19 protein-coding genes are annotated in these 22,522 nt (G+C 70.8%); 10 read left to right on the forward strand and 9 right to left on the reverse strand.

Features of this window, described 5'->3' with window-relative positions:
- Window positions 1-45 precede the first annotated feature (45 nt).
- Window positions 46-1,419 carry an MATE family efflux transporter gene (locus HNR73_RS09985; RefSeq protein WP_184787076.1) on the forward strand — a complete coding sequence of 458 codons (1,374 nt, stop codon included), beginning with the start codon at window positions 46-48 and terminating at the stop codon, window positions 1,417-1,419.
- On the opposite strand, the gene HNR73_RS09990 is transcribed toward HNR73_RS09985, so the two are convergent.
- Window positions 1,340-1,909 (reverse strand): snapalysin family zinc-dependent metalloprotease, encoded by a 570-nt coding sequence (locus tag HNR73_RS09990; protein ID WP_203686146.1) that lies wholly within the window; start codon window positions 1,907-1,909, stop codon window positions 1,340-1,342. The two genes, HNR73_RS09985 and HNR73_RS09990, sit on opposite strands and share 80 nt — an antisense overlap.
- A 166-nt stretch (window positions 1,910-2,075) precedes the next feature.
- Window positions 2,076-2,846, reverse strand: a complete 771-nt coding sequence (locus HNR73_RS09995; RefSeq protein WP_184787077.1) for a glucose 1-dehydrogenase — start codon at window positions 2,844-2,846, stop codon at window positions 2,076-2,078.
- Between the two features lie 277 nt (window positions 2,847-3,123).
- On the opposite strand from HNR73_RS09995, the gene ppdK reads away from it, so the two are divergent.
- Window positions 3,124-5,832 carry a pyruvate, phosphate dikinase gene (gene ppdK / locus HNR73_RS10000; RefSeq protein WP_184787078.1) on the forward strand — a complete coding sequence of 903 codons (2,709 nt, stop codon included), beginning with the start codon at window positions 3,124-3,126 and terminating at the stop codon, window positions 5,830-5,832.
- A gap of 55 nt (window positions 5,833-5,887) precedes the next feature.
- Here the strand turns inward: ppdK and HNR73_RS10005 are convergent, their stop codons facing one another.
- Both HNR73_RS10005 and HNR73_RS10010 read right to left on the reverse strand, forming a co-directional pair.
- Window positions 5,888-6,094: a hypothetical protein gene (locus HNR73_RS10005; protein ID WP_184787079.1), complete on the reverse strand. Its 207-nt coding sequence runs from the start codon at window positions 6,092-6,094 to the stop codon at window positions 5,888-5,890.
- 60 nt (window positions 6,095-6,154) lie between these two features.
- Window positions 6,155-6,328, reverse strand: a complete 174-nt coding sequence (locus tag HNR73_RS10010) for a hypothetical protein (RefSeq protein ID WP_184787080.1) — start codon at window positions 6,326-6,328, stop codon at window positions 6,155-6,157.
- Between the two features lie 211 nt (window positions 6,329-6,539).
- On the opposite strand from HNR73_RS10010, the gene HNR73_RS10015 reads away from it, so the two are divergent.
- The 3 genes from HNR73_RS10015 (at window position 6,540) to HNR73_RS10025 (ending at window position 8,570) form a co-directional block, all read left to right on the forward strand.
- Window positions 6,540-7,085, forward strand: coding sequence for a dihydrofolate reductase family protein (locus HNR73_RS10015; RefSeq protein ID WP_184787081.1), 546 nt, complete (start codon window positions 6,540-6,542; stop codon window positions 7,083-7,085).
- Between the two features lie 182 nt (window positions 7,086-7,267).
- Complete coding sequence (locus tag HNR73_RS10020; protein ID WP_184787082.1) at window positions 7,268-7,621, forward strand: VOC family protein; 354 nt, start codon at window positions 7,268-7,270, stop codon at window positions 7,619-7,621.
- A 133-nt stretch (window positions 7,622-7,754) separates the two neighbouring features.
- On the forward strand, window positions 7,755-8,570 hold the full coding sequence (locus HNR73_RS10025; RefSeq protein ID WP_184787083.1) for an NAD(P)H-binding protein: 816 nt from the start codon (window positions 7,755-7,757) through the stop codon (window positions 8,568-8,570).
- Window positions 8,571-8,625: 55 nt separating this feature from the next.
- Here the strand turns inward: HNR73_RS10025 and HNR73_RS10030 are convergent, their stop codons facing one another.
- The gene (locus tag HNR73_RS10030; RefSeq protein WP_184787084.1) at window positions 8,626-10,539 is read right to left on the reverse strand and encodes a YncE family protein; all 1,914 of its coding nucleotides are present in this window, start codon (window positions 10,537-10,539) and stop codon (window positions 8,626-8,628) included.
- Between the two features lie 289 nt (window positions 10,540-10,828).
- Between HNR73_RS10030 and dnaG the strand changes: the two genes are divergently transcribed.
- Window positions 10,829-12,676 (forward strand): DNA primase, encoded by a 1,848-nt coding sequence (dnaG, locus tag HNR73_RS10035; RefSeq protein WP_184787085.1) that lies wholly within the window; start codon window positions 10,829-10,831, stop codon window positions 12,674-12,676.
- On the opposite strand, the gene HNR73_RS10040 is transcribed toward dnaG, so the two are convergent.
- A complete protein-coding gene (locus HNR73_RS10040; protein ID WP_184787086.1) occupies window positions 12,673-13,167 on the reverse strand; it encodes a GNAT family N-acetyltransferase in 495 nt (164 codons plus the stop codon). The genes dnaG and HNR73_RS10040 overlap by 4 nt on opposite strands.
- Window positions 13,168-13,422: 255 nt before the next feature.
- On the opposite strand from HNR73_RS10040, the gene HNR73_RS10045 reads away from it, so the two are divergent.
- From HNR73_RS10045 to HNR73_RS10060, 4 genes are all read left to right on the forward strand, one after another.
- Entirely contained in the window at window positions 13,423-15,561 is a 2,139-nt protein-coding gene (locus HNR73_RS10045) for a discoidin domain-containing protein (protein ID WP_184787087.1), read from the forward strand.
- Between the two features lie 113 nt (window positions 15,562-15,674).
- On the forward strand, window positions 15,675-16,589 hold the full coding sequence (locus HNR73_RS10050; RefSeq protein WP_184787421.1) for an ABC transporter ATP-binding protein: 915 nt from the start codon (window positions 15,675-15,677) through the stop codon (window positions 16,587-16,589).
- Complete coding sequence (locus HNR73_RS10055; protein ID WP_184787088.1) at window positions 16,589-17,398, forward strand: ABC transporter permease; 810 nt, start codon at window positions 16,589-16,591, stop codon at window positions 17,396-17,398. The genes HNR73_RS10050 and HNR73_RS10055 overlap by 1 nt, the downstream gene beginning before the upstream one ends.
- A 13-nt stretch (window positions 17,399-17,411) precedes the next feature.
- Window positions 17,412-18,209: an ABC transporter permease gene (locus tag HNR73_RS10060; RefSeq protein ID WP_184787089.1), complete on the forward strand. Its 798-nt coding sequence runs from the start codon at window positions 17,412-17,414 to the stop codon at window positions 18,207-18,209.
- Window positions 18,210-18,231: 22 nt separating this feature from the next.
- Here the strand turns inward: HNR73_RS10060 and HNR73_RS10065 are convergent, their stop codons facing one another.
- From HNR73_RS10065 to HNR73_RS10075, 3 genes are all read right to left on the reverse strand, one after another.
- Window positions 18,232-20,181 (reverse strand): caspase, EACC1-associated type, encoded by a 1,950-nt coding sequence (locus HNR73_RS10065; RefSeq protein ID WP_184787090.1) that lies wholly within the window; start codon window positions 20,179-20,181, stop codon window positions 18,232-18,234.
- The gene (locus tag HNR73_RS10070) at window positions 20,178-20,558 is read right to left on the reverse strand and encodes an effector-associated constant component EACC1 (protein ID WP_184787091.1); all 381 of its coding nucleotides are present in this window, start codon (window positions 20,556-20,558) and stop codon (window positions 20,178-20,180) included. The genes HNR73_RS10065 and HNR73_RS10070 overlap by 4 nt, the downstream gene beginning before the upstream one ends.
- A 71-nt stretch (window positions 20,559-20,629) precedes the next feature.
- Window positions 20,630-22,486, reverse strand: coding sequence for an alpha/beta fold hydrolase (locus HNR73_RS10075; RefSeq protein ID WP_184787092.1), 1,857 nt, complete (start codon window positions 22,484-22,486; stop codon window positions 20,630-20,632).
- Window positions 22,487-22,522 lie beyond the last annotated feature (36 nt).

Genomic DNA, 22,522 nt, shown 5'->3' on the forward strand with positions numbered 1-22,522 from the left:
ACCTCGATTCGAGGTAACACGATTCGAGTTATTGGAGCGCCCCTCATGCACCGCCGCCGACTCCTCTCCCTCGCCGGTCCCGTCTACCTCGAACTGCTCGCCGGGGTCGTCGCCGGCGTCATCGACATCGCCTGGGTCGCCCGGCTCGGCGCCGGTGCCGTGGCCGCCGTCGCGGTGGCCACCAACGTCGAGAACGCGCTGATGGGCGTGATCCTCGTCGTCGAACTCGGCGCGACCGTCCTCATCGCCCGCCGCAGAGGCGCCGGCGACGACGCCGGCGTGCGCACGGCGATCCGCGCGACCTGGCTGCTGTTCGCGCTCGTCACACCCGTCGTCGCGGTGGGCGGGTGGCTCGCCCGCGACCACATCGGGGCGGTCTTCGCCGCGCCCGGCGAGGCCCGCGAGATGACCGTCGCCTTCCTCGCCGTCGGTCTCCCGGGCATCGCGGTGTACTTCGCCCAGCTCACCGTCAACGGGATCTTCAAAGGACTCGGCGACACGCGCACGCCCATGCGGCTGGCCGTCCTCGGCAACGCCGTCCTGCTCGTCCTCGACCCGCTGCTCATCTACGGCCTCGCCGGGTTTCCCCGCCTCGGCGTCGCGGGCGCCGCGGTCGCGACGGTCACCGGGCGGCTCATCGCCCTGGCCGCCGGACTACTTTTGCTGCGCGCGAGAACCCGAGCCTCCGCCCCACTCGGCGAGGTCTGGGCCGACGCGCGCCGGATCGCCGCCACGGGGGTGTCGATGGCCGCCGAGTTCGCCACCCGGATGGTGGGCGCGCTGGTGATGGTCGCGGCCGTCGCCCGCTTCGGGCCGGTCGCGGTCGCCGCCTACGGCATCGGCACGAAGGCGATGTACACGGCGACCATGGGCTTCTACGCGATCCGCCAGGCCGCCACCATCCACACCTCCCACACGCGGGGTGCGGGCGGCGGGACCGACGCGATCGCGCGGGAAACCCTGCTCATCGGCCTCGGCGCCGGGACCGTCGCGGCCGTCGCCGCCTTCGTCGCGGGCCCGTGGGCGATGCGGGTGTTCACCGACGACGCGCAGGTCGTCGCCGCCGGGGTCTCCTACCTGCGCTGGATGGCGCCCTACCTGCTCGTCCTGGCCTGCCTCATCGCCTCGACGGGCGTGCGGCTCGGCGAGGGCGCGGGCGGGAGACTCTTCGCCGTCACGCTCACCGGGACCCTCCTCCAGGTCCCCCTGGCGTTCGGGTTGTCGGTCCCGCTCGGCCTGCCCGGGGTGTGGCTGGCGCCGACGCTGTCGGTGACGATCCAGTTCGTCCTGCTCAGAGGTGGCCGGCCCGCCCGGGGAACGACGGGCCGGCCACGATCGATCACACCGTGGCGCGAACGAGCGAGGGGTCGTACACGTCGGACACGAACGGACCGACCGACGACGTCGCCGCGGACCTGAACAGCTGGTTGACCCGGTTGGCCTCACCGGCGTTCGGGTACGGGTTCGAGCAGCCGGTGCCGGCGCTGCCGCCCGACATCAGGTACGAGCAGATGCCGTTGTAGGTGTCGGGCAGGCCGAGGCCGTGCCCGATCTCGTGGGCGACGATGCGCAGCGCGTTGTGGCCGGCGGCGATGTCACGGCTGTCGATGTAGATCGTGGCGCAACCCAGGCCGCACACGTAGGCGCGGGAGCCGCCGCCGGTCGTGCCGTAGATGCGGATGCTGCCGCTGCCGGAGCTGACCATGCGCACGTTCGGCGCCGCGCTGTTCCAGATCGAGGCGGCCTGGCTCGACTGGGAGCTGTAGGCGTACGCCGTGTAGTAGACCGTGCGGACGTTGACGCTCTGGTCGGCCACGGCCGCCGACTGGGTGGCGAACTGGGCGCCGGCCAGGGCGAGCACGAAGGTGAGGGTGCCGACGAGAAGACGGAGCGCTCTCTTGGATAACACGGGGGTCTCCCTTGGGTACGCGACCGTGCCGGGTCGCGGGTGGGCCGACGGACACCGTCGCTGTCGCCTCGCGGTGTCCGTGAGGACCTTTCAGACGGTATTGAAAGGTGCCTAACCGGCGCCAGTAGGGAAAACCCTTGAATAACGGGGTATTAGTCAGTGACTGTCACTGACCCATGACATAGCGGACCGTCGGCCCGGTCGTCCAGCCGCCGTCGACGGCGAGCTCGGCGCCGGTCACATAGGACGCGGCGTCGGACAGGAGGTACACGACCGCTCCGGCCAGTTCCTCGGGCAGCCCGACGCGGCCCATGGGCGTGTTGGGGTAGTTGCCCTCGCCGGTCTGGATGCCGGTGGCCGAGGTCATCGGCGTGTAGGTCATGCCCGGGTGCACCGAGTTGACGCGGATCCGGTCGGTGCCGAGCTCGACGGCGGCGACCTTCGTCAGCCCGCGCACGCCCCATTTGGAGGCTCCGTACCCGGCGGTCAGGGCGAGGCCCATCAGGCCCGCGGCCGAGGAGATGTTGACGATCGACCCGCCGCCGGCCGCGCGCATCGGCGCGATCGCGGCCTTCATGCCGATGAACACGCCGGTGAGGTTGATCCGCAGGACCCGCTCGAAGTGGTCGAGGGGTTCCTTCTCGATGAACTGGCCGGTGGAGATGCCGGCGTTGTTGACCAGTCCGTGCAGGCCGCCGAAGGTGTCGGTGGCCGTCGCGACGGCCGACGCCCACTGCGCCTCGTCGGTCACGTCGAGGTGCGCGAACACCGCGGCGTCGCCGAGCAGCCCGGCGAGCGCGCCGCCCTCGTCGTCGAGGACGTCGGCGATGACGACACTGCCGCCGCCTTCCACGATCGCGGTCGCGAACGCCGCTCCCAGACCGCGTGCCCCACCGGTCACCACGACCGTCTTGCCGTCCAGCGAGAAAGACGTCATTGCCCGCGCACCCCCCGTGTTCGCTATGGCCTCGCAGGGATCGTATGACCGCGCGCGGAGGTGGGTATCAACCCTGCGGAAACGGCCCGCGCGGGGCCGTCAATCGCTTAACGTCACTTGTCTGGCTGAGTGTCGGTGTGTGTGACAGGGTGGAAATGAGCGCGTATACGCGGCGTGGAGTGCGATTTCCCACTGTGGACTTACGATCACCACGCGGAGCCGTTAGCCTCCACGACCACCCGCCGCAACGACGCGGCCGCGCAGTCGGGAGGCCGAAATGCAAAGGTTCGTCTTCGATTTCACCGAAGGAAATAAAGACCAGCGCGACCTGCTCGGAGGAAAAGGAGCCAACCTCGCGGAGATGACCCGGATCGGGCTGCCCGTCCCGCCGGGGTTCACGATCACCACCGAGGCCTGCCGCGCCTATCTCGCCGACGGGGACGTCCCGTCCACACTCGACGAGGAGGTGGCCGCGCATCTGGCCGCTCTCGAAGAGTCCATGGGACGTAAGTTCGGCGACGCCGCCGACCCCCTCCTGGTGTCCGTCCGCAGCGGCGCGAAGTTCTCCATGCCCGGCATGATGGACACCGTCCTCAACGTCGGCCTTTCCGACCGCAGCGTCGACGGCCTCGCCGCGCAGAGCGGCAGCGAGCGTTTCGCCCAGGACTCCTACCGGCGCCTCATCCAGATGTTCGGCAAGACCGTCCTCGACGTCCCCGGCGACCCCTTCGAGGAGGCCCTCGCCGAGGCGAAGACGGCCAAGGGGGTCGACGACGACGTCGACCTCGACGCCGAAGACCTCAAAGGCGTCGTCGACTCCTTCAAGGCGATCGTCCTCAAGCACACCGGCAGCGACTTCCCGCAGGAGCCCGCCGAGCAGCTGCGCCTGGCCATCCGCGCGGTGTTCTCCTCCTGGCAGGGCGAGCGCGCGGTCCTCTACCGCCGCACCGAGCGCATCCCGGACGACATCGGCACCGCCGTCAACATCGTCGCCATGGTCTTCGGCAACCTCGGCGCGGACTCCGGCACCGGTGTGGCCTTCACCCGCGATCCCGCGACCGGCGAACAGGGCGTCTACGGCGACTACCTGCCCAACGCCCAGGGCGAGGACGTCGTCGCCGGTATCCGCAACACCGTCGCGATCAGCGAGCTCGCGCGCATCGACAAGGCGGGCTACGACGAGCTGATGCGTTCGGCGCGGATCCTCGAAGACCACTACCGCGACCTATGCGACATCGAGTTCACCATCGAGCGCGGGCGGTTGTGGCTGCTCCAGACGCGCGTGGGCAAGCGGACGGCCGCCGCGGCCTTCACGATCGCGGCCTCCCTCGTCGACGACGGCCTCATCGACGTCGACACCGCGCTCGGGCGGGTCACCGGTGCGCAGCTCGCGCAGCTGATGTTCCCGACCTTCGGCGAGGTCGGCGACGACACCCCGAAGGTCGCCGTCGGTGTCCCCGCCTCACCCGGCGCGGCCGTCGGCGCCGCCGTCTTCGACGCCCACCGCGCCGCCGCGCGCGCCGCCACCGGCGCCCCGGTCATCCTGGTGCGCAAGGAGACCAACCCCGACGACCTGCCCGGCATGCTCGCCGCCAAGGGCATCCTCACCGCCCGCGGCGGCAAGACCTCCCACGCCGCCGTCGTGGCCCGGGGGATGGGCAAGACCTGCGTGTGCGGCGCCGACACCCTCGGCGTGGAGGCCGACCGGGCCGTCGTCACCGCCGCCGACGGCACCGAGACCGTCATCACCGAAGGCGACATCATCTCCGTCGACGGCTCCACCGGCGCCGTCTACCTCGGCGAGGTCGCCGTGCGGCCCTCGCCGGTCGTGGAGTACTTCGAGACCGGTGAGGTACCCGACGGCGACCCGCTCATCGCCGCCGTCGCCCGCCTCATGGGCCACGCCGACGACACCCGCCGCCTCGGCGTGCGCGCCAACGCCGACACCGGCGAGGACGCCGCCCGCGCCCGGCGCTTCGGGGCCGCCGGCATCGGCCTGTGCCGCACCGAGCACATGTTCCTCGGCGAGCGGCGCGTCCTCGTCGAACGCCTCGTCCTCGCCTCCGGCCCGGACGAACGCGCCCCCGTCCTCGACCAGCTCCTCGAACTCCAGCGCGCCGACTTCGGCGACATCCTCCGCGCCATGGACGGCCTCCCCGTCACCATCCGCCTCCTCGACCCGCCCCTCCACGAGTTCCTGCCCTCGCTCGAAGACCTCGCGGTGTCCGTCGCGCTCGCCGACGAACGCGGCGACGACAGCGAGGAGCACGCGCGGGAGGTGCGGTTGCTGGCCGCCGTCCGGCGCATCCACGAGCAGAACCCGATGCTCGGGCTGCGCGGCGTCCGGCTCGGCCTGACCCTCCCCGGCCTCTACGACATGCAGGTCCGCGCCATCGCCGAGGCCGCCGCGGCCCTGCGCGCCGAGGGCCTCGACCCGCGCCCGGAGATCATGGTCCCGCTCGTCGGCGACGTGCGGGAGCTCGCCGTGATCCGCGCGCAGACCGAGCAGGTCCTCGCCGAGGTCGAGGGGTCGGGGGACGTCCCGATCGGCACGATGATCGAGATCCCGCGCGCGGCCCTGACCGCGGACCGGATCGCGGCGGAGGCCGACTTCTTCTCCTTCGGCACCAACGACCTCACGCAGCTCGGCTGGGGCTTCTCCCGTGACGACGTCGAAGGCGCCTTCTTCGGCCGCTACCTGGAACTGGGCGTCTTCCCGGCCTCGCCTTTCGAGACCCTCGACGCCTCCGGTGTCGGCGAACTCGTCGAGATCGCCGTGAAACGCGGCCGGGAAACCCGTCCCGGCCTGCACCTCGGGGTCTGCGGCGAGCACGGCGGCGACCCCGAGTCGGTGCGTTTCCTGCACCGCGCGGGGCTCGACTACGTGTCCTGCTCGCCGTTCCGGGTGCCGATCGCGCGGCTAGCCGCCGGGCAGGCGGTCCTCGAAGAGCGCGCGGCCGGCGCCGAACACGTCGACAGCCGCTGACCACGACGTGAAGGTCCCCTCCGGCCGCGGCCGGAGGGGACCTTCACGTGCGAACTCACCGCTGGTAGGGATGTCCCCAGTAGTTGAACGGGGGCCGGTCGGCGGTGGAGTGCACGAGCCTGCGCGTGCGTGGCTCGTGCCGTTCGTCGATGGTGATGTCCGGGTGGTCGTGCTCGTGCGAGGCCCGGCGGCTCCAGATGTAGACACCTAGACCCAGGGCGACGCCGAGCGCGACGAGAATGATGGCCGCTGCGATGTCCATACCTTCGTGTACCCGGGACGGCGCGGTATCAATCGGCCGGAAGTGCCCGATAACAGCGGGCTAGGCGGCGAGCGGCAGGGAATCGCCCGCCGCGGGTGCGGTGTCCTCGGCGGCGAAGAACGCCTCCCAGGGGTCACCGTCGTCGACGAGAGGCGCGAAGTCCTCGTCGTCCACTCGGTCGTGGACCGGGAGCGCGGGGCGGCCGCCCGGATGGATCGGCGATCGAGTGGTCATTGTTCCTTCCCAGGGGGGTCATGAAGTCCGTTCAACCGGCACAACGACCCGCGCCGTCCGTCCATTCCGGACGGTGACGCAGCACTCACCCGGCCCGAGCCGCGCTTACGGCTCGCCGGGAGGCGCGTCAGGCGACCTGAAGAAAACCGTAAGGCCCCTCCGGCAGAGTTCTCCTTGTCAGCGAGACCGGGAACGAAAACAGGAGAAGACAATGCGCAAGCTCATCAACTCGACCTACATCACCCTCGACGGCGTCATCGAGAACCCGATGTGGACCATGCCGTACTTCGACGCCGAGTTCGCCGAGTCGCAGACGAGCAACGCCGACGCGCTGCTGATGGGCCGCGAGACCTACGACGGCTTCGCCGCGGTGTGGCCGACGATGGACGAGAGCGACCCGAGCACCGGTGCGGCCTACTTCAACAGCGTCAAGAAGTACGTGGCCTCCACGACCCTGACCGACCCGTCGTGGAACAACACCGAGGTCCTCGAAGGCGACCTGGTCGAGGCCGTCGCCAAGCTCAAGGCGTCCGAGGGCAAGGACATCCTGCAGTACGGCTTCGGGACGGTCACCACCGCGCTCATCGAGGCCGGCCTCGTCGACGAGGTCCGCCTGTGGATCCACCCCGTCATCGAAGGGGGCGACAGCGTGTCGGCGCCGCTCAAGGGCTTCAAGGCGAGCTTCGAGCTGCTGGACACCAAGATCAACCCCACGGGCCTGATCATCGCCACCTACCGTCCCAAGGCCGCCGAGTAAACCCACCCCGTCGACCTGGGCCCCGCTTCGGCGGGGCCCGGTTCCGTTTCCCCGCGCGCGCCTCACGTCCGGTCGGTCCGTGCCCACCGGATGGCGAACAGGTTGCCGCACGCCGACCCCTTGACCACCGTGCGGTGACGCAGCAGTATCGAGGCACCCGATCCCAACGAGGGGAGTCCATTGTGGGCAGCCGGTGGTACACGATCGTGATCGACGCGGCGGATCCGGCCCGGCTCGCGCGCTGGTGGGGAGAGGTGCTCGGCTACGAACTCCTCTACGAGGCCTCCGACGAGGCCGTCATCGGCGCCAAGGACAACGGCCACCCCGGACTCTGCTTCGTGTCGGTGACCGACCCCAAGTCGGTCAAGAACCGCCTGCACATCGACCTCAACCCCGACGACCAGGCCGCCGAGGTCGAGCGGCTGGTCGACATGGGCGCCCGCCACGTCGACATCGGCCAGCAAGAGGTCGGCTGGGTCGTGCTCGCCGACCCCGAGGGGAACGAGTTCTGTGTGCTGACGCCGCGGGAGCAGTGAACCGGGCGGCTCGGATCGCCGACGCGCGTCCGTCTGTCGGGGAATCTCGCACGGTCTCGCCTTGAGGACCGAAGCTGTCCGCAATCGCTCATAGCCTTCGGGTACCAGCACATGAGCGAAACGGAGAACCACCATGACCATCCTCGTCACCGGAGCGACCGGAACCGTCGGCGGCCAGATCGTCCGCCAGCTGCACGAGGCCGGCCACGCGGTCCGCGCGCTCACCCGCGACCCCGCCAAGGCCACGCTGCCCGAGGGCGTCGAGGTCGTCGCGGGCGACCTGACCGACCCGGACACCCTCACAGGCGTCTTCGACGGCGTGACGGCCGCGCACCTCATCACCTTCGGCGGCGACTACGAGAGCCTCACGACCGGCCAGCGCATCATGGAACTGGCCCGGGAGGCCGGCGTCGGGAAGGTCACGATCCTGCGCGGGCCCGGCGACGACGCCTTCCTGGAGACCGTCCAGGCGAGCGGAATCGACTGGACGATGCTGACCCCGGTCGAGTTCATGTCGAACCACCGGGAATGGGCCGACCGGATCCGGGAGAGCGGCGAGGTCCGCGAAGGCTTCCCCGAGTCCCTGAGCGCGCTCGTCCACGAGGCCGACATCGCCGCCGTCGGGGTCGCCGCCCTCACCCAGGACGGGCACGCCGGGCAGACCTACACGATCACCGGCCCCGAGGCCCTGACGATCCGCGACAAGGTCACCGTCCTCGCCGAGGCGCTCGGCCGCGACCTCACCCTCGTCGAGCTCACCGAGGAACAGGTCCTCGCGCAGCTGCTCGCCGAGGGCTGGGACGAGGGTTCGGCGGCGTGGATGGTCGACGTCCGCAAGAACACCCCCGAGATCGGCTACACGGTCGTCGACACCGTCGAGCGCGTCACCGGCAGGCCCGCGCGGACCTTCGCGCAGTGGGGCCGGGAGAACGCGGGACTGTTCTCCTAGAGACGCGAAAGGGCCGGGAGACCAGAGGTCTCCCGGCCCTTCGGCGTGTCGTGCGTCAGGCGGGGCGGTCGAGGGTGACCGACACCCGGAAGGGCTTGCCCTTCGGGTCGTAGGCGCCGCCGTACTCGAAGCCCTCGGCGGGGATCTCGGCGCGCGAACCGTCGGCGAAGACGGCCTCGCCGATGCGGAAGTTGTGCACCAGGCCGCCGCCGAAGTCGGCGATCGCCAGCACCGGCGCGGTCGTGACCTGCACGCCCGTCTCGCCCGGCTGGAGCATCGAGCCCAGGTCCTCGGCGCAGACCGGGTCGGCGAGGCGCGAGTCGGTCAGGCTCCGGGCGACGGAACCACCCGTGCCCTCCAGCTGCACCCACTTCACGGCGCGGTCGCCGCGCGAGGTCACGAGCAACTGCGAACCGTCGCGGGTGTGCGTCACGCAGGTGGGGTTGGCGCCCACCGGGATCTGCCCGACCTCGGCGACCTGCGCCGGGTTCTCCAGCGACAGGACCCGCAGCATGCCGTCGCGGGTGGCGACATAGCCGTACTTGCCGTCCCAGGCCAGGCTCGCCGCGTTCGGCGAGGACGGCAGCGCGACGACGTTGCCGACGGTCGGCGTCATGCCCTTCTTGCCGCTGAAGGTGTAGGGCCATTCCTTCTTGCCGTCACCGGTCAGCGGGGGACCGGTCACCGTCTCGCCGAAGTACGCGTCGTTGGTGGCGGTGAACAGCGGCGTCAAGTCGACCGTGACGGCCTTGCGCTCGGCCGCCGATACGATCACGGCCCTGCCGTTGTGCGCGACGTTCTGCGCGGTGGCCGCGCGGCCCTCCGGTGTCGTCAGCCACTCCCCGCGGCGGTCCAGTTCGGTGTTGCCGTGGTAGTCGGTGGTCACGCCGATCCCGGTCGGTGCGACCAGCTCGGGCAGCGGCACGACACCGAGGAGCTTCATCCCGACGGTGAAGCCGGAGTTCGGCAGCGCCGGGAAGGGGGTCGCGAAGTCGGCGCGGGTGTTCTGCTGCTTACCGGTCAGCGCCACCACGGCCACGCCGCCCTGGATCTTCTTGGTGTCCCAGACCGTGATCAGCGCGAACTCGTTGCCCGGTGTGACCGCGACGGCCGTCGGCACGAGGTTCTTCGGCAGCTTCAGGCACTGGCCGCCCTGCGTGCCGCTCGTCCCGGCCGTGGCGATCAGGCCCTTGTTGAAGACCATGACCGCGTGCGCGGCGCCGTCGAGCCCGTCGGCGCGGGCCATGTCGACCAGATCTCCGATCGGGATGTCGGCGTCACTGGCGCATTGACCGGCCTCGCCGTTGGCGAGCTCGACCTCCGGATGGCCGTCGGTCGACAGGCGCCCGCCCTCGCGGGGGGCGTAACCGACGGTGGTGGTCGTCGTCTCGACCGAGGTGATGTGGTCGACACCCGGCAGCTGCTCCTCCTTCGGGACGTAGCCGACCTGCCCCTGGATGTTCCGCAGCGAATCGAGGCTGGGCGGGGGCGTCGAGCCGAGCTGCCACTGCCGGTCGACGTTGCCGAGCGGCAGGTTGAGCGGCTTGTCGTCGACCTTCGGCGCGGTGGTCAGGCCGTCGAAGTCGGTCTTGCCGTGATACTTGTGCCAGTCGGGGCCCATCCGCCAGTTCAGGCCCTCGTCGGTGGCCAGTTTGCCCGCCATGTCCACATACGCGGCGGGATCGATGGTCCCGTCGGCGGCGAGCAGCGGGTCGGGAGCCTCCGGCGGCGCCGACGCGCTCGGCGAGGCGTCGTCCCCGGCGCCCCCACCGGGACCGGGCGAGTCCGGCGGCAGGAACACGATCCATCCGATCAGCGCGAGCATGATCGCCACACCCGACAGGTAGATCGCCATCCGGACACCGCGGCCGTGGGTCTCCGGCGCCAGCGTCTTCGTCGGCGGAGGCGGAGGCTGCGGCGCCGCCTGCTGTTCTGGCTCGGCGGGACCGGATTCAGGATTGGGAACCATTGGGGGCCTCATCGGTGATTCTCTGTTTCCCTCATGGACGACAGCTGGGCGGCACTCGCGATCACTTCGCAGGCGTGGGCGGTTCGCACTCGCAGGGCAGACTACTCGAACGAGACCTTTGCCCGAAGCCGGGCGAACCGCGTTCCCGATGGGTCACAGGCGCGCTCGCGGTGGCGCGGAGACGGTCGCTGTGGGGACATGGCCTCGGACTCTAGCGCATCACCCCGGGCCCTCGACCGGTGAAGTCGCGCCTACCTGGCCCCCCGCGTGGGACGGGTAAGGTTGCCGCGTGGCCGGCCGGATCCGCGATGAGGACATCGCAGCAGTGCGAGAACGCACCGCGATCGACGACATCGTCGCCGAGCACGTGACCCTCAAACCCGCGGGCAGCGGCAACCTCAAGGGTCTGTGCCCCTTCCACGACGAGAAGAGCCCGAGCTTCCACGTCACGCCCTCCCGCGGCTTCTACTTCTGTCACGGCTGTGGCGTCGGCGGCGACGCGATCAGCTTCCTGATGCGCCTGGAACACCTCAGCTTCGCCGAGTCGGTGGAGCGGCTGGCGTCCAAGGCCGGTTACCAGCTGCGTTACGAGGACGCCGGTGGAAGCACCATCATGCGTCCCAAACAGGGCGTCAAACAGCGTCTGCTCGCCGCCCACACCGAGGCCGCCGTCTACTACCGCGAGCAGCTCGCCCGTCCCGAGGCGCTGATCGCGCGCGAGTTCCTCAACCAGCGCGGCTTCGACCGGACGGCCGCCGAGACCTATCACTGTGGTTTCGCCCCCGACGCCTGGGACGCGCTGACCAAGCACCTCCAGCAGAAGGGCTTCTCGTCGAACGAGCTCGTCGACGCGGGCCTGGCCAAACCGGCGCGCTCGGGGCGGCTCATCGACCGCTTCCGCAACCGCCTGCTGTGGCCGATCACCGACCTGGCGGGCGACGTCATCGGCTTCGGCGCGCGCAAGCTCGCCGAGGAGGAGGACGGGCCGAAGTACCTCAACACCCCCGAGACGCCGCTGTACAAGAAGAGTCAGGTCCTCTACGGCATCAACCACGCCAAAAGGGAGATCGCCAAGCAGAGCCGGGCGGTCATCGTCGAGGGCTACACCGACGTCATGGCCTGCCACGTCGCGGGCGTGCCGACGGCCGTGGCGACGTGTGGGACGGCCTTCGGGTCGGAGCACATCAACGTGCTGCGGCGGATGCTGATGGACTCGGACGAGTTCGGCGGTGAGATCGTCTTCACCTTCGACGGCGACGCCGCCGGGCAGAAGGCCGCGCTGCGGGCCTTCGAGGACGAGCAGAAGTTCGTCGCGCAGACCTTCATCGCCGTCGCCGCCGACGGCATGGACCCCTGTGACCTGCGCCTGGCCAAAGGCGACGAGGCCGTCCGCGACCTGGTCGCCACCCGCGAGCCGCTGATCGCCTTCGCGCTGCGCAGCGTGCTCGCCCGCCACGACCTCGACACCGTCGAAGGGCAGGTCGCCGGGCTGCGCGCGACGGCGCCGATGATCGCCAAGATCAAGGACCGCTCGCTGATCCCCGGCTACGTCAACCATCTCGCGGGCCGTCTCGGCATGGAGGTCGAACGCGTCCGCCGGGCCGTGGCGACCGTCAAGGGCGAGCGCGTGGAGCCGCCGCGCCGGCCGCAGGTCCTCGCCGCGGACAACCCGCGCTGGCTGGTCGAGCGTGAGGCCCTGAAGCTGGCGATCCAGTCGCCGGCGCTGGCCGGACCGTACTTCGACGCCGTCGACGACTCGCACTACGGGCATCCCCTGCACGCCGAGATCCGCAAGGCCATCGCGGCCGCGGGCGGCGCCTCGGTCGCCTCGGGCGGGCCGGTGTGGATCTCGGCGGTCACCGACTCCTGCGCCGATCTGGGCGCGCAGGCGCTCGTCGGCGAGCTGGCCGTCGAGCCGTTGCGGGTGATGGGCGAGCCGGAGCCGCGCTACGTCGAGCTGACGCTCGCGCGGGTGCAGTTGCCTCTGGTGACCGAGCAGGTCAACGCGATCAAGTCGCGTCTCCAGCGGGTCAACCCGGTCGAGGAGAAGGACCTGTACATGAAGCTGTTCGGTGAGCTGATCTCGCTCGAACAGCACGCGCGGAGCCTGCGGGAGCAGGCGAGCCGGGCGGTCTAGAGCGACCGGACCATGGTCACGGCCGTCGGGCGGGTGTCGACGGTGATGAAACCCTCGGCCTCGTAGAGTCGCCGGGCGGGGTTGTCGAGGTCGACGCCGAGCGAGATCCGGGCGTGCCCGGCCGCGTGGGCGCGGTCCAGGAGCTCGCGCAGCAGTGTCCGGCCGATTCCCTTGCCGCGCCAGGGACGCACGACGCCGATGGCGAGTTCGGGCACGTCGGCGGCGACGAAGCCGTAGGCGGGCTCCTCGGGGGTGAACAGCCGCGACCAGCACGCGCCGATCGGTGCGCCGTCCTCGTCGGCGGCGACGACACCGATGTCGCCGGGCCGTTGCCAGCCGGTGACGTAGCGGGCGGCCTTGACGTCGGCGAGGATGCGGGCGACGCGTTCGGGGCTCGTCGCGCCGGTGTGTCCCCAGTCGCCGGCCTCGACGAGCATGTCGGTGATGAACGCGCTGTCGCCGGGTTCGGCCGGGCGAAGAGTGAAGGCCATGGGGGGATCTTGTCCGACGGTGGGCGGGCTCGGCGAATCGTCCCATCTGACGGACGCCGGTGGAGAGCGCTTTCCCTTGGTATGCCGGTGAAACGGCAGGTCATCCGCTCGGTGCCGACATTTCCGGCTCGGGCCCGCGAGACGTCACGCGTCCGAAACGCCCGGGAAACCTTGACAGTAGGCGATTCGGCTCACTAGCGTCGCGGGAGAGCGCTCTCCCACTGCATGTGACACCACGGCCCCAAGGAGCCCTCCATGCGCAGACGCCACGTCCTCGGCATCGCCGCGGCCACCGTGACCTCCCCGTTAATCGCCGGGGTGACCGCGGCACCGGCCGCCGCGGCCGACCCCGTCCTCGGTCCCAACACCTTCGTCTTCGACCCCTCCATGTCGGCCGCGAGCATCCAGAGCCGCCTCGACGCCGTCTTCGCCGAACAGGAGAGCAACCAGTTCGGGCCCCAGCGCTATGCCCTCCTGTTCAAGCCCGGCACGTACGACGTCAACGCCAACGTGGGCTTCCACACCTCCATCGCGGGCCTCGGGCGCAATCCCGACGACGTCACCCTCAACGGTGTGACCGTCGACGCCGGCTGGTTCGGCGGCAACGCCACCCAGAACTTCTGGCGCTCGGTGGAGAACCTCGCCATCGCCCCACCGCCCGGCTTCAACCGCTGGGCCGTCTCCCAGGCCGCACCCATGCGGCGGGTCCACGTCCGCGGCGACCTGAACCTCGCGCCGAGCGGCTACGGCTGGGCCAGCGGCGGGTACATCGCCGACAGCCTCATCGACCGGGTCGCGCAGCCCTACTCCCAGCAGCAGTGGCTCACCCGCGACAGCCGGATCGGCGGCTGGCTCAACGGCGTGTGGAACATGGTCTTCTCCGGTGTGGCGGGCGCGCCCGCCGCGAGTTTCCCGAACCCGCCGTACACGGTCCTGCCGACCAGTCCGGTGACCCGCGAGAAGCCCTACCTCCACATCGACGGTTCCGGCCAGTACCAGGTCTTCCTGCCCGCGCTGCGACGCAACTCGCAGGGCACGACCTGGGCGAGCGGCCCGACGCCCGGCACGTCGCTGCCGCTGTCGTCCTTCCACGTGGCCACGCCCGGCGTCGGCGCGGCGACCCTCAACGCCGCGCTCGCGGCGGGCAAGCACCTGCTGTTCACGCCGGGGATCTACCACCTGAACCAGACGCTCAACGTCACCCGCGCGGGAACCGTCGTGCTCGGCATCGGCTACGCCAGCCTGATCCCCGACAACGGGATCACCGCGATGACGGTGTCCGATGTGGACGGCGTGCGCCTCGCCGGGCTGCTCTTCGACGCCGGGACGGTCCGCTCGCCGGTTCTGCTCCAGGTCGGCCCGTCGGGCGCGGGCGCCTCGCACGCCGCCGACCCGACGACCGTGCAGGACGTCTACTTCCGGATCGGCGGGCCCGGCCCGGGCGCGGCGACGACGAGCCTGGTCGTCAACAGCCGCGACGTGATCATCGACCACATCTGGGCCTGGCGCGCCGACCACGGCGCCGGGGTCGGGTGGACCACCAACCCGGCCGACACCGGCGTGATCGTCAACGGCGCCGACGTCATCGCCTATGGGCTGTTCGTCGAGCATTACCAGAAGTACCAGGTGATCTGGAACGGACAGCGCGGCCGGACGGTGTTCTTCCAGAACGAGATGCCCTACGACCCGCCGAACCAGGCGGCCTGGCGGACCGGCGCCAACGGCTACGCCGCCTACAAGGTCGCCGACGGCGTCACCGCCCACCAGGCGTGGGGCGTCGGGAGCTACTGCTACTTCAACGTCGACCCGAGCATCGTCGCCGACCGGGGCTTCGAGGCCCCGAACACCGCCGGCGTCGAGTTCCGCAACCTGCTCGCGGTGTCGCTCGGCGGTAACGGGACGATCCGGCACGTCATCAACGACACCGGCGGTCCCGCCCAGGGGACCGCCACCGTCCCCGCCTACCTCGCCTCCTACGGCGGCGGCACCGCGCCCGGCCCGCAGAAGCTCGCCCGCACCGGCTGGACCGCCACCGCCTCGGCCACCGCCGGCGCCGACGTCCCCGGCAACATGCTCGACGGGACGGGAACCCGCTGGAGCAGCGGGACGCCGATGGCGAACGGCCAGTGGATCGTCGTGGACATGAAGGCGGCGCACAATCTCCGCCAGATCACCATGGACTCCGGCGGCTACGGCGGCGACTACGCGCGCGGCTACCAGGTCTACCTGTCGACGGACGGGACGAACTGGGGTAACCCGGTTGCGACGGGATCGGGCACGGGTGCGCTGGTCACGGTCGGTTTCCCGGCTCGGGCGGCACGTTACGTGAGGGTCGTGCAGACGGGCGCTGCGAGCAGCTGGTGGTCGATCGTGGAGTTCGACGGGTACGTGTGATCCGGACCTTTCGGGCCGCGCGCCGGGAACGGCGCGCGGCCCCGCCCGGGAACGGGCGGCGAATACGGTTGGACTCCGTCACACCCCCGCTGTACCGTCGCCGCGTGCAAGACATGATCTCCGCCCGCGGCCTCATCAAGCGCTATGGCGACCACACCGCCGTCGACGGCATCGACATCAACGTCCCCAAAGGCCAGGCGTTCGGCTTCCTGGGCCCCAACGGCGCGGGCAAGTCCACGACCATGCGCATGATCGGCTGCGTCTCGCCGCCCACGGCGGGCGAGCTGCGCATCCTCGGCATGGACGCCGCGACCGACGGTGCCAGGATCCGGGCCCGCCTCGGCGTCGTTCCCCAGGACGACACGCTCGACACCGAGCTGAACCTCCTGGAGAACCTCGTCATCTACGCCCGCTACTTCGGCATCAGGTACAAGGTCGCCCGCGAACGGGCCCGTGAACTGCTCGACTTCGTCCAGCTGTCCGACCGCGCCGAGTCGAAGGTCGAAGACCTCTCCGGCGGCATGCGCCGGCGGCTGACGATCGCCCGTTCACTGATCAACGAACCCGAACTGGTCATGCTCGACGAGCCGACCACCGGCCTCGACCCGCAGGCCCGCCACCTGGTGTGGGAACGCCTCTTCCGCCTCAAGCAGCGCGGTGTCACCCTCGTCCTCACCACCCACTACATGGACGAGGCCGAACAACTCTGCGACCGTCTCGTCGTCATGGACGGCGGCCGCATCGCCGCCGAGGGCACGCCCCGCCAGCTCATCGAGGCGCACGTGACCCGCGAAGTCGTCGAACTGCGCTTCAACACCGAAGACCACGGCACCATCGCCGAGAAGCTCGACGGCACCGCGCAACGCGTCGAAGTCCTCCCCGACCGCGTCCTCCTCTACACCGACGACGGCGAATCCACCGTCGCCGAGGTCCACGGCCGCGGCCTCCAGCCCGCCAGCGTCCTCGAACGCCGCGCGACCCTGGAAGACGTCTTCCTCCGCCTCACCGGCCGGACGCTGGTCGACTGATGACCACCGTCTCCGAAAACGTGGAGTCGCCCTCCCGCGCGACCGGATCGGGAGCCCTCCACGCCTTCGAGCACTGGCTGCTCAACTACCGCCGGACCTGGCACGGCTCGGTGTTCTCCGGCTTCCTCCTGCCCCTCCTGTTCATCCTCGGACTCGGCATGGCCGTCGGCGGCTACGTCAACGGTTCCGACGCCATCGGCGGCGCCGACTACGTCGCCTTCATCGCCCCCGGCCTGCTCGCCTCGACGGCCTTCCAGATCGCCACCGGCGAACTGACCTGGCCCGTCTACGCCGCCACCCGCTGGGGCAGCCAGTACAAGGCCATGCAGGCCTCACCGCTGACCAACGACGACATCCTCAACGGCCACCTGCTCTACGCGCTGTTCCGCGCGGCCGTCTCCGCCGTCGTCTTCTTCCTCGTCATGGCCGCCTTCGGGCTGCTCGACTCGCCCCTCGCACCGCTGGCGATCCTCGCGGCGATGCTCACCGCGCTCGCCTCCATCGGCGCGGTGTACGCGATCTCGATGTCGGTGAAGAACGAGTCGGCGCTGTCGATCGTGCACCGCTTCGGGATCCTGCCGCTCACCTTGTTCTCGGCGGTGTTCTTCCCGCTCGACCAGCTTCCACTGGCGATCCGGCCACTCGCCTGGATCTCGCCGGTGTGGCACGGCGTCGAGCTGTCCCGCGCGTCGACGCTGGGCGTCGCCCCGCCCTGGCCCTGGCTCGCGCACCTGGCGGTGCTCGTGGTCTGGGCGGTCGGCGGCTGGATGTTCGCCCGCGCCGCTCTCGCGAAGCGACTGAAGGTCTGAGAGGAGGAACCACATGACGGTCATGACCACGCTCGCCATCCGCCAGAAGGGCCTGCGCCCCGGCGCGATGGTCGAGCGCAACTACGCGGTCCACAAACACGGCTGGCTGGTGATCCTCACCGGACTGCTGGAGTCGCTGTTCTACCTGTTCTCCCTCGGTGTCGGGGTCGGCGCGCTCGTCAAGCAGATCGAACTGCCCGACGGCCGGATGGTCGACTACGCGGTCTTCGTCGCCCCCGCGATGCTGGCCAGCGCGGCCATGAACGCCGCGGTCGCCGAGACGACCTTCAACGTGTTCGGCAAGCTCAAGTGGATGAAGCTCTACGACGGCGTGCTCGCCACGCCGATGCGGCCGCGCGACGTCGCCGCGGGCGAGATCTCGTGGGCGCTGATCCGCGGTGGGATCTACAGCACGGCCTTCCTGGTCGTGATGGCCGGGCTCGGGCTGACCGAGACGTGGTGGTCGCTGCTGGCGCTGCCCGGTTCGGTACTCGTCGGGCTGGCCTTCTCCGGGATCGGGCTGCTGGCCACGACGTACTTCCGCAACTGGCCGGACTTCGACTGGATGATGGCGTTCATCTTCGTGATGTTCCTGTTCTCCGGGTCTTTCGCGCCGATCGAGAACTACCCCGAGCCCCTCCAGTGGATCGTGCACGCTTCGCCGCTGTACCACGGGATCGAGCTCCTGCGGGCCTGCACGCTGGGTGAGCTGTCGCCGTGGATGCTCGTGCACGCGGCCTACCTGGTCGCGGTGGCGGCGGTGTGCCTGGCCTTCGCGTCGCGGCGGCTGTCGCGGGTGCTCTACAAGTAGTGCCGGACCGGCGCTGCCGCGGTCAGTCGCGGTAGCGCCAGATCCGCACCCCGTCGGGCGTCGGCGCGGCCAGGTGCGTGCGCGACCAGACGGCGCCGCCGAAGGTCGTGACGGAGCCGAGTTCGGTGACGCGGCCGGTGGGGACGTCGAGGAGCGCGACTCGGGAGGTGACGGGGACGCCGTCGTCGGCCGGGATCCTCGGCGCGCTGATGGCGGTGAACTCGTCGACTCGCCAGAAGTGGCGGTCGTGACTGGAGACGAGACGGCCGTCGCGGTCGTGGATCCGGGTCATGGTGTGGCCGTCGGCGCGTCCGAGCATGGCCCGGTAGGTCCCGAGGTTCTCGATGAGGTCGTCGGGTGCCCAGAGGGCGGCGGTGCTCAGACCACGGGCGCCGAGCCAGATCGCCGCCGCCTTGGACCGTTCGTCGGCGATGACCAGCTCGTGCGTCTGCGGGGACTTCAGCAGCCGGGACAGTTCGCCGCGATTGCGCCAGGACAGGGTCGTGTCCAGCCCCGGCACCGTGAAGTCGGTGAGCGAGAGCCGCGTCGATCCGTCCACAAGGGACTTCACGGTGAGCGAGGCGCGGTCCTCCGCACGGGTGAGGACCCACATGAGCCCGTCGCTGGTGATGTCCCCGGAAGCGCTGTCGACGGCCTCGATCCCGGTCTCGTGCCGCACGCCCCCGCGCAGTTCGAGCCGGATGAGCCGGCCCGTGCCGTCGGCCGTGGCGAGCTCCCACGTACGACCGAGCCCGTCGGCGATGAAGCCGCTGGGATCGTTGAAGTCACCTTCGTACTCCCAGATCAGGGAGCCGTCCTCGGCCGACACCCCGCTCAGGCGCTGGACGGTGTCGCCGTCGTCGTCGAAGCCGACCATCATGGTCGTTCCCGACACGCTGATCATGGCCAGGTGAACGCCGCCGTCCGCCCGGCGGAAGGAGACGGCGCCGGTCGCCGGGTCGAGCAGCGAGGTACCGGTCTCGTCGATGATCTGGAGGCAGTTGTTGTAGTCGACGACCTGGTCGTCCTCACCGAGCGGCCTCGCCCAGGCCACGGCGCCTCCGCGCAGGTCGATCCCGATCAGCGCGCGCTCGGTCTCGAAGTAGGCGGTGTCACCGGCGATCCCGAAGCAGCCGTCCTTCTTGAGGCGGATGTGGACGTCGATGCCTTCGCGCCGCAGCCGGGGCGGAGGCGGTGAACTCGCCGTCGCGGTCTTCGCCGGACTCGCGGCCCGCCAGGCCCTGTTGCGGGCGAGTACGGCCCGGGCACCGTCCTCGTGGACGCGCCACTGCGGTTCGGGGCCGCCGATCGCGCGCAGGCCGCTGCGGGCACGGTGGTAGATCGCCTCCACGTCCAGGAACTCCGGTCCGCCGGTGACCCCCTGGCCGAGCAGGCGGATGAGTTCTCCACTGAAGGCGGTGTACCGGTCCTCCGGCGGCGCCCACGCGAACTCGGTCTCACCGCAGGCGGTCAGGACGCAGGTGCCGCGGATCGCGGCGAGGTCGGTGATCTGGTCGGCGGCGCTGAGCGTGCCGTCGAAGGCCGCGCCGGCGAAGCAGCAGTCGAGGATGACCGTCTTCCACGCCGCCTGGGATCCGTGGTCCAGCAACAGATCCCGGATGTCGCGATAGGACAGTGCCGTCCAGCGGCGGCCCGGCGACGAGCCGGACAGCATGAGCCGCAGCCCGTCGCGGTCGGCGAGTCCGTGTCCGGCGAAGTAGACGATGAGCGCCTCGGTGGCCTCGACGGCGGAGGTGTGGATGCGGTCCAGCACCTCGGAGGGGCCCGCCTGCTCGTCGACGCGGCAGATGTTCTCCTCGGGGATCCCCCACACGAGCGGGTCGGCGAGCAGCCGCCGCAGTTCGGCGACGTTGTTGGCCACACCGGGGATGTCGGCGAAGACGTCCTCGCGGTACTTGGGCACGCCGATCAGCACGACCCGCGAACCCTCCGAGCCGGGCAGCCCCGTCACTCCGGCGACTCCCCTTCGAGCAGGCCGAGAACGCCGAGCGCGCCGCGGACCTCCTCGGGCGTACCGGCACTGAGCACCACCCGCCGGGCTCCACATTCGACGGTGATCTCCAGCGGCCGGTCCTGCTGCCGCGCGACCGTGCGCCGCGACGTGAGCCACGCGCCGGTCGCCGCGACCGCACCACCGACCGCGGCGGCGGTGTTCGCCACCGCGAGGATCGTCTCCAGCACCCCGCCCAGCTGGCCTTCCGCGCCGGATCCGTAGATCCGGGTCAGCCGCGCCTCGGTCGCGACCCGTGGTGTCCGGGCCAGCGCCCGGTAGAGATCCTCGCCGTCGAGCTGACGCGACGACGAGGCCACCGTGAACCTGACTTCCACCGCACCCCCTGCGTAACCGGTGAATCTGGCGGTCGGCCACCACATCCCCTGGCGAGCAAGGGATGCGACGGTCACTTCACCATTGTGGACGCACGCGTGCTCCGCAGGCCAGCACGCGAGGGCATGTCTCGTAGCGCTTTCGCCACGGCCGCCGCGTGGGTCAACTGCGGATCATGACCGGCACCGGGGATCACCGTGACCGCGACGGGTCCCGGATCGCCGACCAGCGGATCCTCCTCACCGGCGATGAGGTGGACGCGTCCGCGTTCGAATCCCCCCAGCAGCGCCAGAAGTCCGGCGCGCTCGCCGGTCCGCTGAGCATCGCGCAGGAAACGCGCGGTCCTCCGCGCGACACCGGGCCGCCGAAGTTGGGCGGCGGCGCTCGCGACGGCGACGCGCGCCCCTCCCGTGGCGTCGGCTCCGACGAGCGTCGCGGTGAGCCGGTCGGCGGACATCCGGCGCAACACCGGACCGGCCAGCAGGGGCGTCCGCAGCGGCCACGACGCGCGCTTCTGCAGGAAGTACGGCGACACCAGCACCAGCCCGCCGATCCGATCGGGATGCGCGGCCGCGTAACGGATCGCGGGCCCGCTCGCCGCCGAATGCGCGACGATCACCGGCCGCGACCGCACGGGCGCCAGCAGGTCCGCGAGCCACTCCGCGGGCCCCGCCGTGGATGGCGCCGAACGTCCGAGCCCGGGCAGGTCCGCGACCAGCACGCGCTCCTCGCCGAGCTCGCCGAGGACCCCGCGCCAGGACTCGCCGTCGAGCGGGAGCCCGTGCAGCAGAACGAAAGCGGGCGCGACCCGGTCGCCCGCGAGGTAGGTCCGCGCACCGGCCACGTCGTGGAATCCGCCGGGCGTCGTGGTGGGGGAGTCGCCGAAGCCGTCGGCGACGAGGCGGTCGGCCCACCGGAGCAGCGATTCCTCGACGGGCGGCATCGCCAGCCCTGCGGTGGCGGCGAGGCGCTCGGCCGAGGCGGTGTCGTAGCGCTCGTCGGTCAGGAACCCCAGGGTCTCCGGGTCTGCGCCGGTGAGCCAGGCCGGAAGCCGCCGCAGCAGTGACACGGGGATGTGGCGTTTCGGTGCCTTGACGCCGAGGTGCCCGGCGAGAAGCCGGACGAGTCCGGGGAGCTCGGGTGTATCCGGATTCAGGATCCAGTGGGCGCCACCGGGTTCATGATCATGGACGGGTGTCATGGCCATGAACCGTGCCAGGTGGTCGACGGTGGTCACGGGCACGAAGGTGCGGGCATCGCCGGGCAGTGCGGGGAGCCTGCCGCGCCAGATGTCGCGCACCAGGTCGGCGAGCCCGATGTACTGGCCCGCCTCGCCGGTCGCGGAGTGGCCGATGACGGTGCTGGGGTTGACCACCGTCAACGGCACGCCGAGTTCGGCGGCGAGCACGCGCACGGCCGCGTCGCTCTCGGTCTTCGAGCCCTCGTAGGCGCCTTTTTCGCGGTACAGGCGGCTCAGTTCGGGCTCGGGGATCGGGTATCGCGGCTCGGGATCGAGGCCGACGCGGTAGCCGGAGACGTGCACGAGGCGGCGCAGGTCCGTGCGGGTCGCGGCCCAGTGGAGCACGTTGAGGGCGCCGTCGACGTTGGCGGCCCGGGCCTCCTCGCGGCCGAGCCCGAAGCGGTACAGGCCGGCGGTGTTGTGGACGTCGCGGACGCCGGTGAGCAGCACGTCGTCGGCCGGGGTGAGGCCCAGGCTCGGGCCGCCGGTGACGTCTCCGGTGACGACGGTGAGCCGGTCGTCGGGGGTGTCGTGCTCGCGCAGCCAGGTCCGAAGGTCCTCCTCGGAGCGGGCCGGGTCGCGGAGCACGGCGGCGACGGCGCGGCCCTCGGCGAGGAGGTGAAGCAGCAACCAGCGGCCGATGAGCCCGGTGGCGCCGAAGACGGCCGTGTCGGGGAGGGGTGCGGTCATGATGTTCCTCTCTAGACCGATCTGCATAATCTGAGT

It is taken from the genome of Phytomonospora endophytica (genome assembly GCF_014202425.1).
In the GTDB taxonomy this organism is placed as follows: Bacteria; Actinomycetota; Actinomycetes; order Mycobacteriales; family Micromonosporaceae; genus Phytomonospora; species Phytomonospora endophytica.

What these genes read in the sequence shown, in the direction of transcription:
- HNR73_RS09985 (WP_184787076.1), top strand. Translation starts at nt 46, where the DNA reads ATGCACCGCCGCCGACTCCTCTCCCTCGCCGGTCCCGTCTACCTCGAA.
- HNR73_RS09995 (WP_184787077.1), bottom strand. Translation starts at nt 2,846, where the DNA reads ATGACGTCTTTCTCGCTGGACGGCAAGACGGTCGTGGTGACCGGTGGG.
- ppdK (WP_184787078.1), top strand. Translation starts at nt 3,124, where the DNA reads ATGCAAAGGTTCGTCTTCGATTTCACCGAAGGAAATAAAGACCAGCGC.
- HNR73_RS10005 (WP_184787079.1), bottom strand. Translation starts at nt 6,094, where the DNA reads ATGGACATCGCAGCGGCCATCATTCTCGTCGCGCTCGGCGTCGCCCTG.
- HNR73_RS10010 (WP_184787080.1), bottom strand. Translation starts at nt 6,328, where the DNA reads ATGACCACTCGATCGCCGATCCATCCGGGCGGCCGCCCCGCGCTCCCG.
- HNR73_RS10015 (WP_184787081.1), top strand. Translation starts at nt 6,540, where the DNA reads ATGCGCAAGCTCATCAACTCGACCTACATCACCCTCGACGGCGTCATC.
- HNR73_RS10025 (WP_184787083.1), top strand. Translation starts at nt 7,755, where the DNA reads ATGACCATCCTCGTCACCGGAGCGACCGGAACCGTCGGCGGCCAGATC.
- HNR73_RS10030 (WP_184787084.1), bottom strand. Translation starts at nt 10,539, where the DNA reads ATGGTTCCCAATCCTGAATCCGGTCCCGCCGAGCCAGAACAGCAGGCG.
- HNR73_RS10040 (WP_184787086.1), bottom strand. Translation starts at nt 13,167, where the DNA reads ATGGCCTTCACTCTTCGCCCGGCCGAACCCGGCGACAGCGCGTTCATC.
- HNR73_RS10045 (WP_184787087.1), top strand. Translation starts at nt 13,423, where the DNA reads ATGCGCAGACGCCACGTCCTCGGCATCGCCGCGGCCACCGTGACCTCC.
- HNR73_RS10050 (WP_184787421.1), top strand. Translation starts at nt 15,675, where the DNA reads ATGATCTCCGCCCGCGGCCTCATCAAGCGCTATGGCGACCACACCGCC.
- HNR73_RS10055 (WP_184787088.1), top strand. Translation starts at nt 16,589, where the DNA reads ATGACCACCGTCTCCGAAAACGTGGAGTCGCCCTCCCGCGCGACCGGA.
- HNR73_RS10060 (WP_184787089.1), top strand. Translation starts at nt 17,412, where the DNA reads ATGACGGTCATGACCACGCTCGCCATCCGCCAGAAGGGCCTGCGCCCC.
- HNR73_RS10075 (WP_184787092.1), bottom strand. Translation starts at nt 22,486, where the DNA reads ATGACCGCACCCCTCCCCGACACGGCCGTCTTCGGCGCCACCGGGCTC.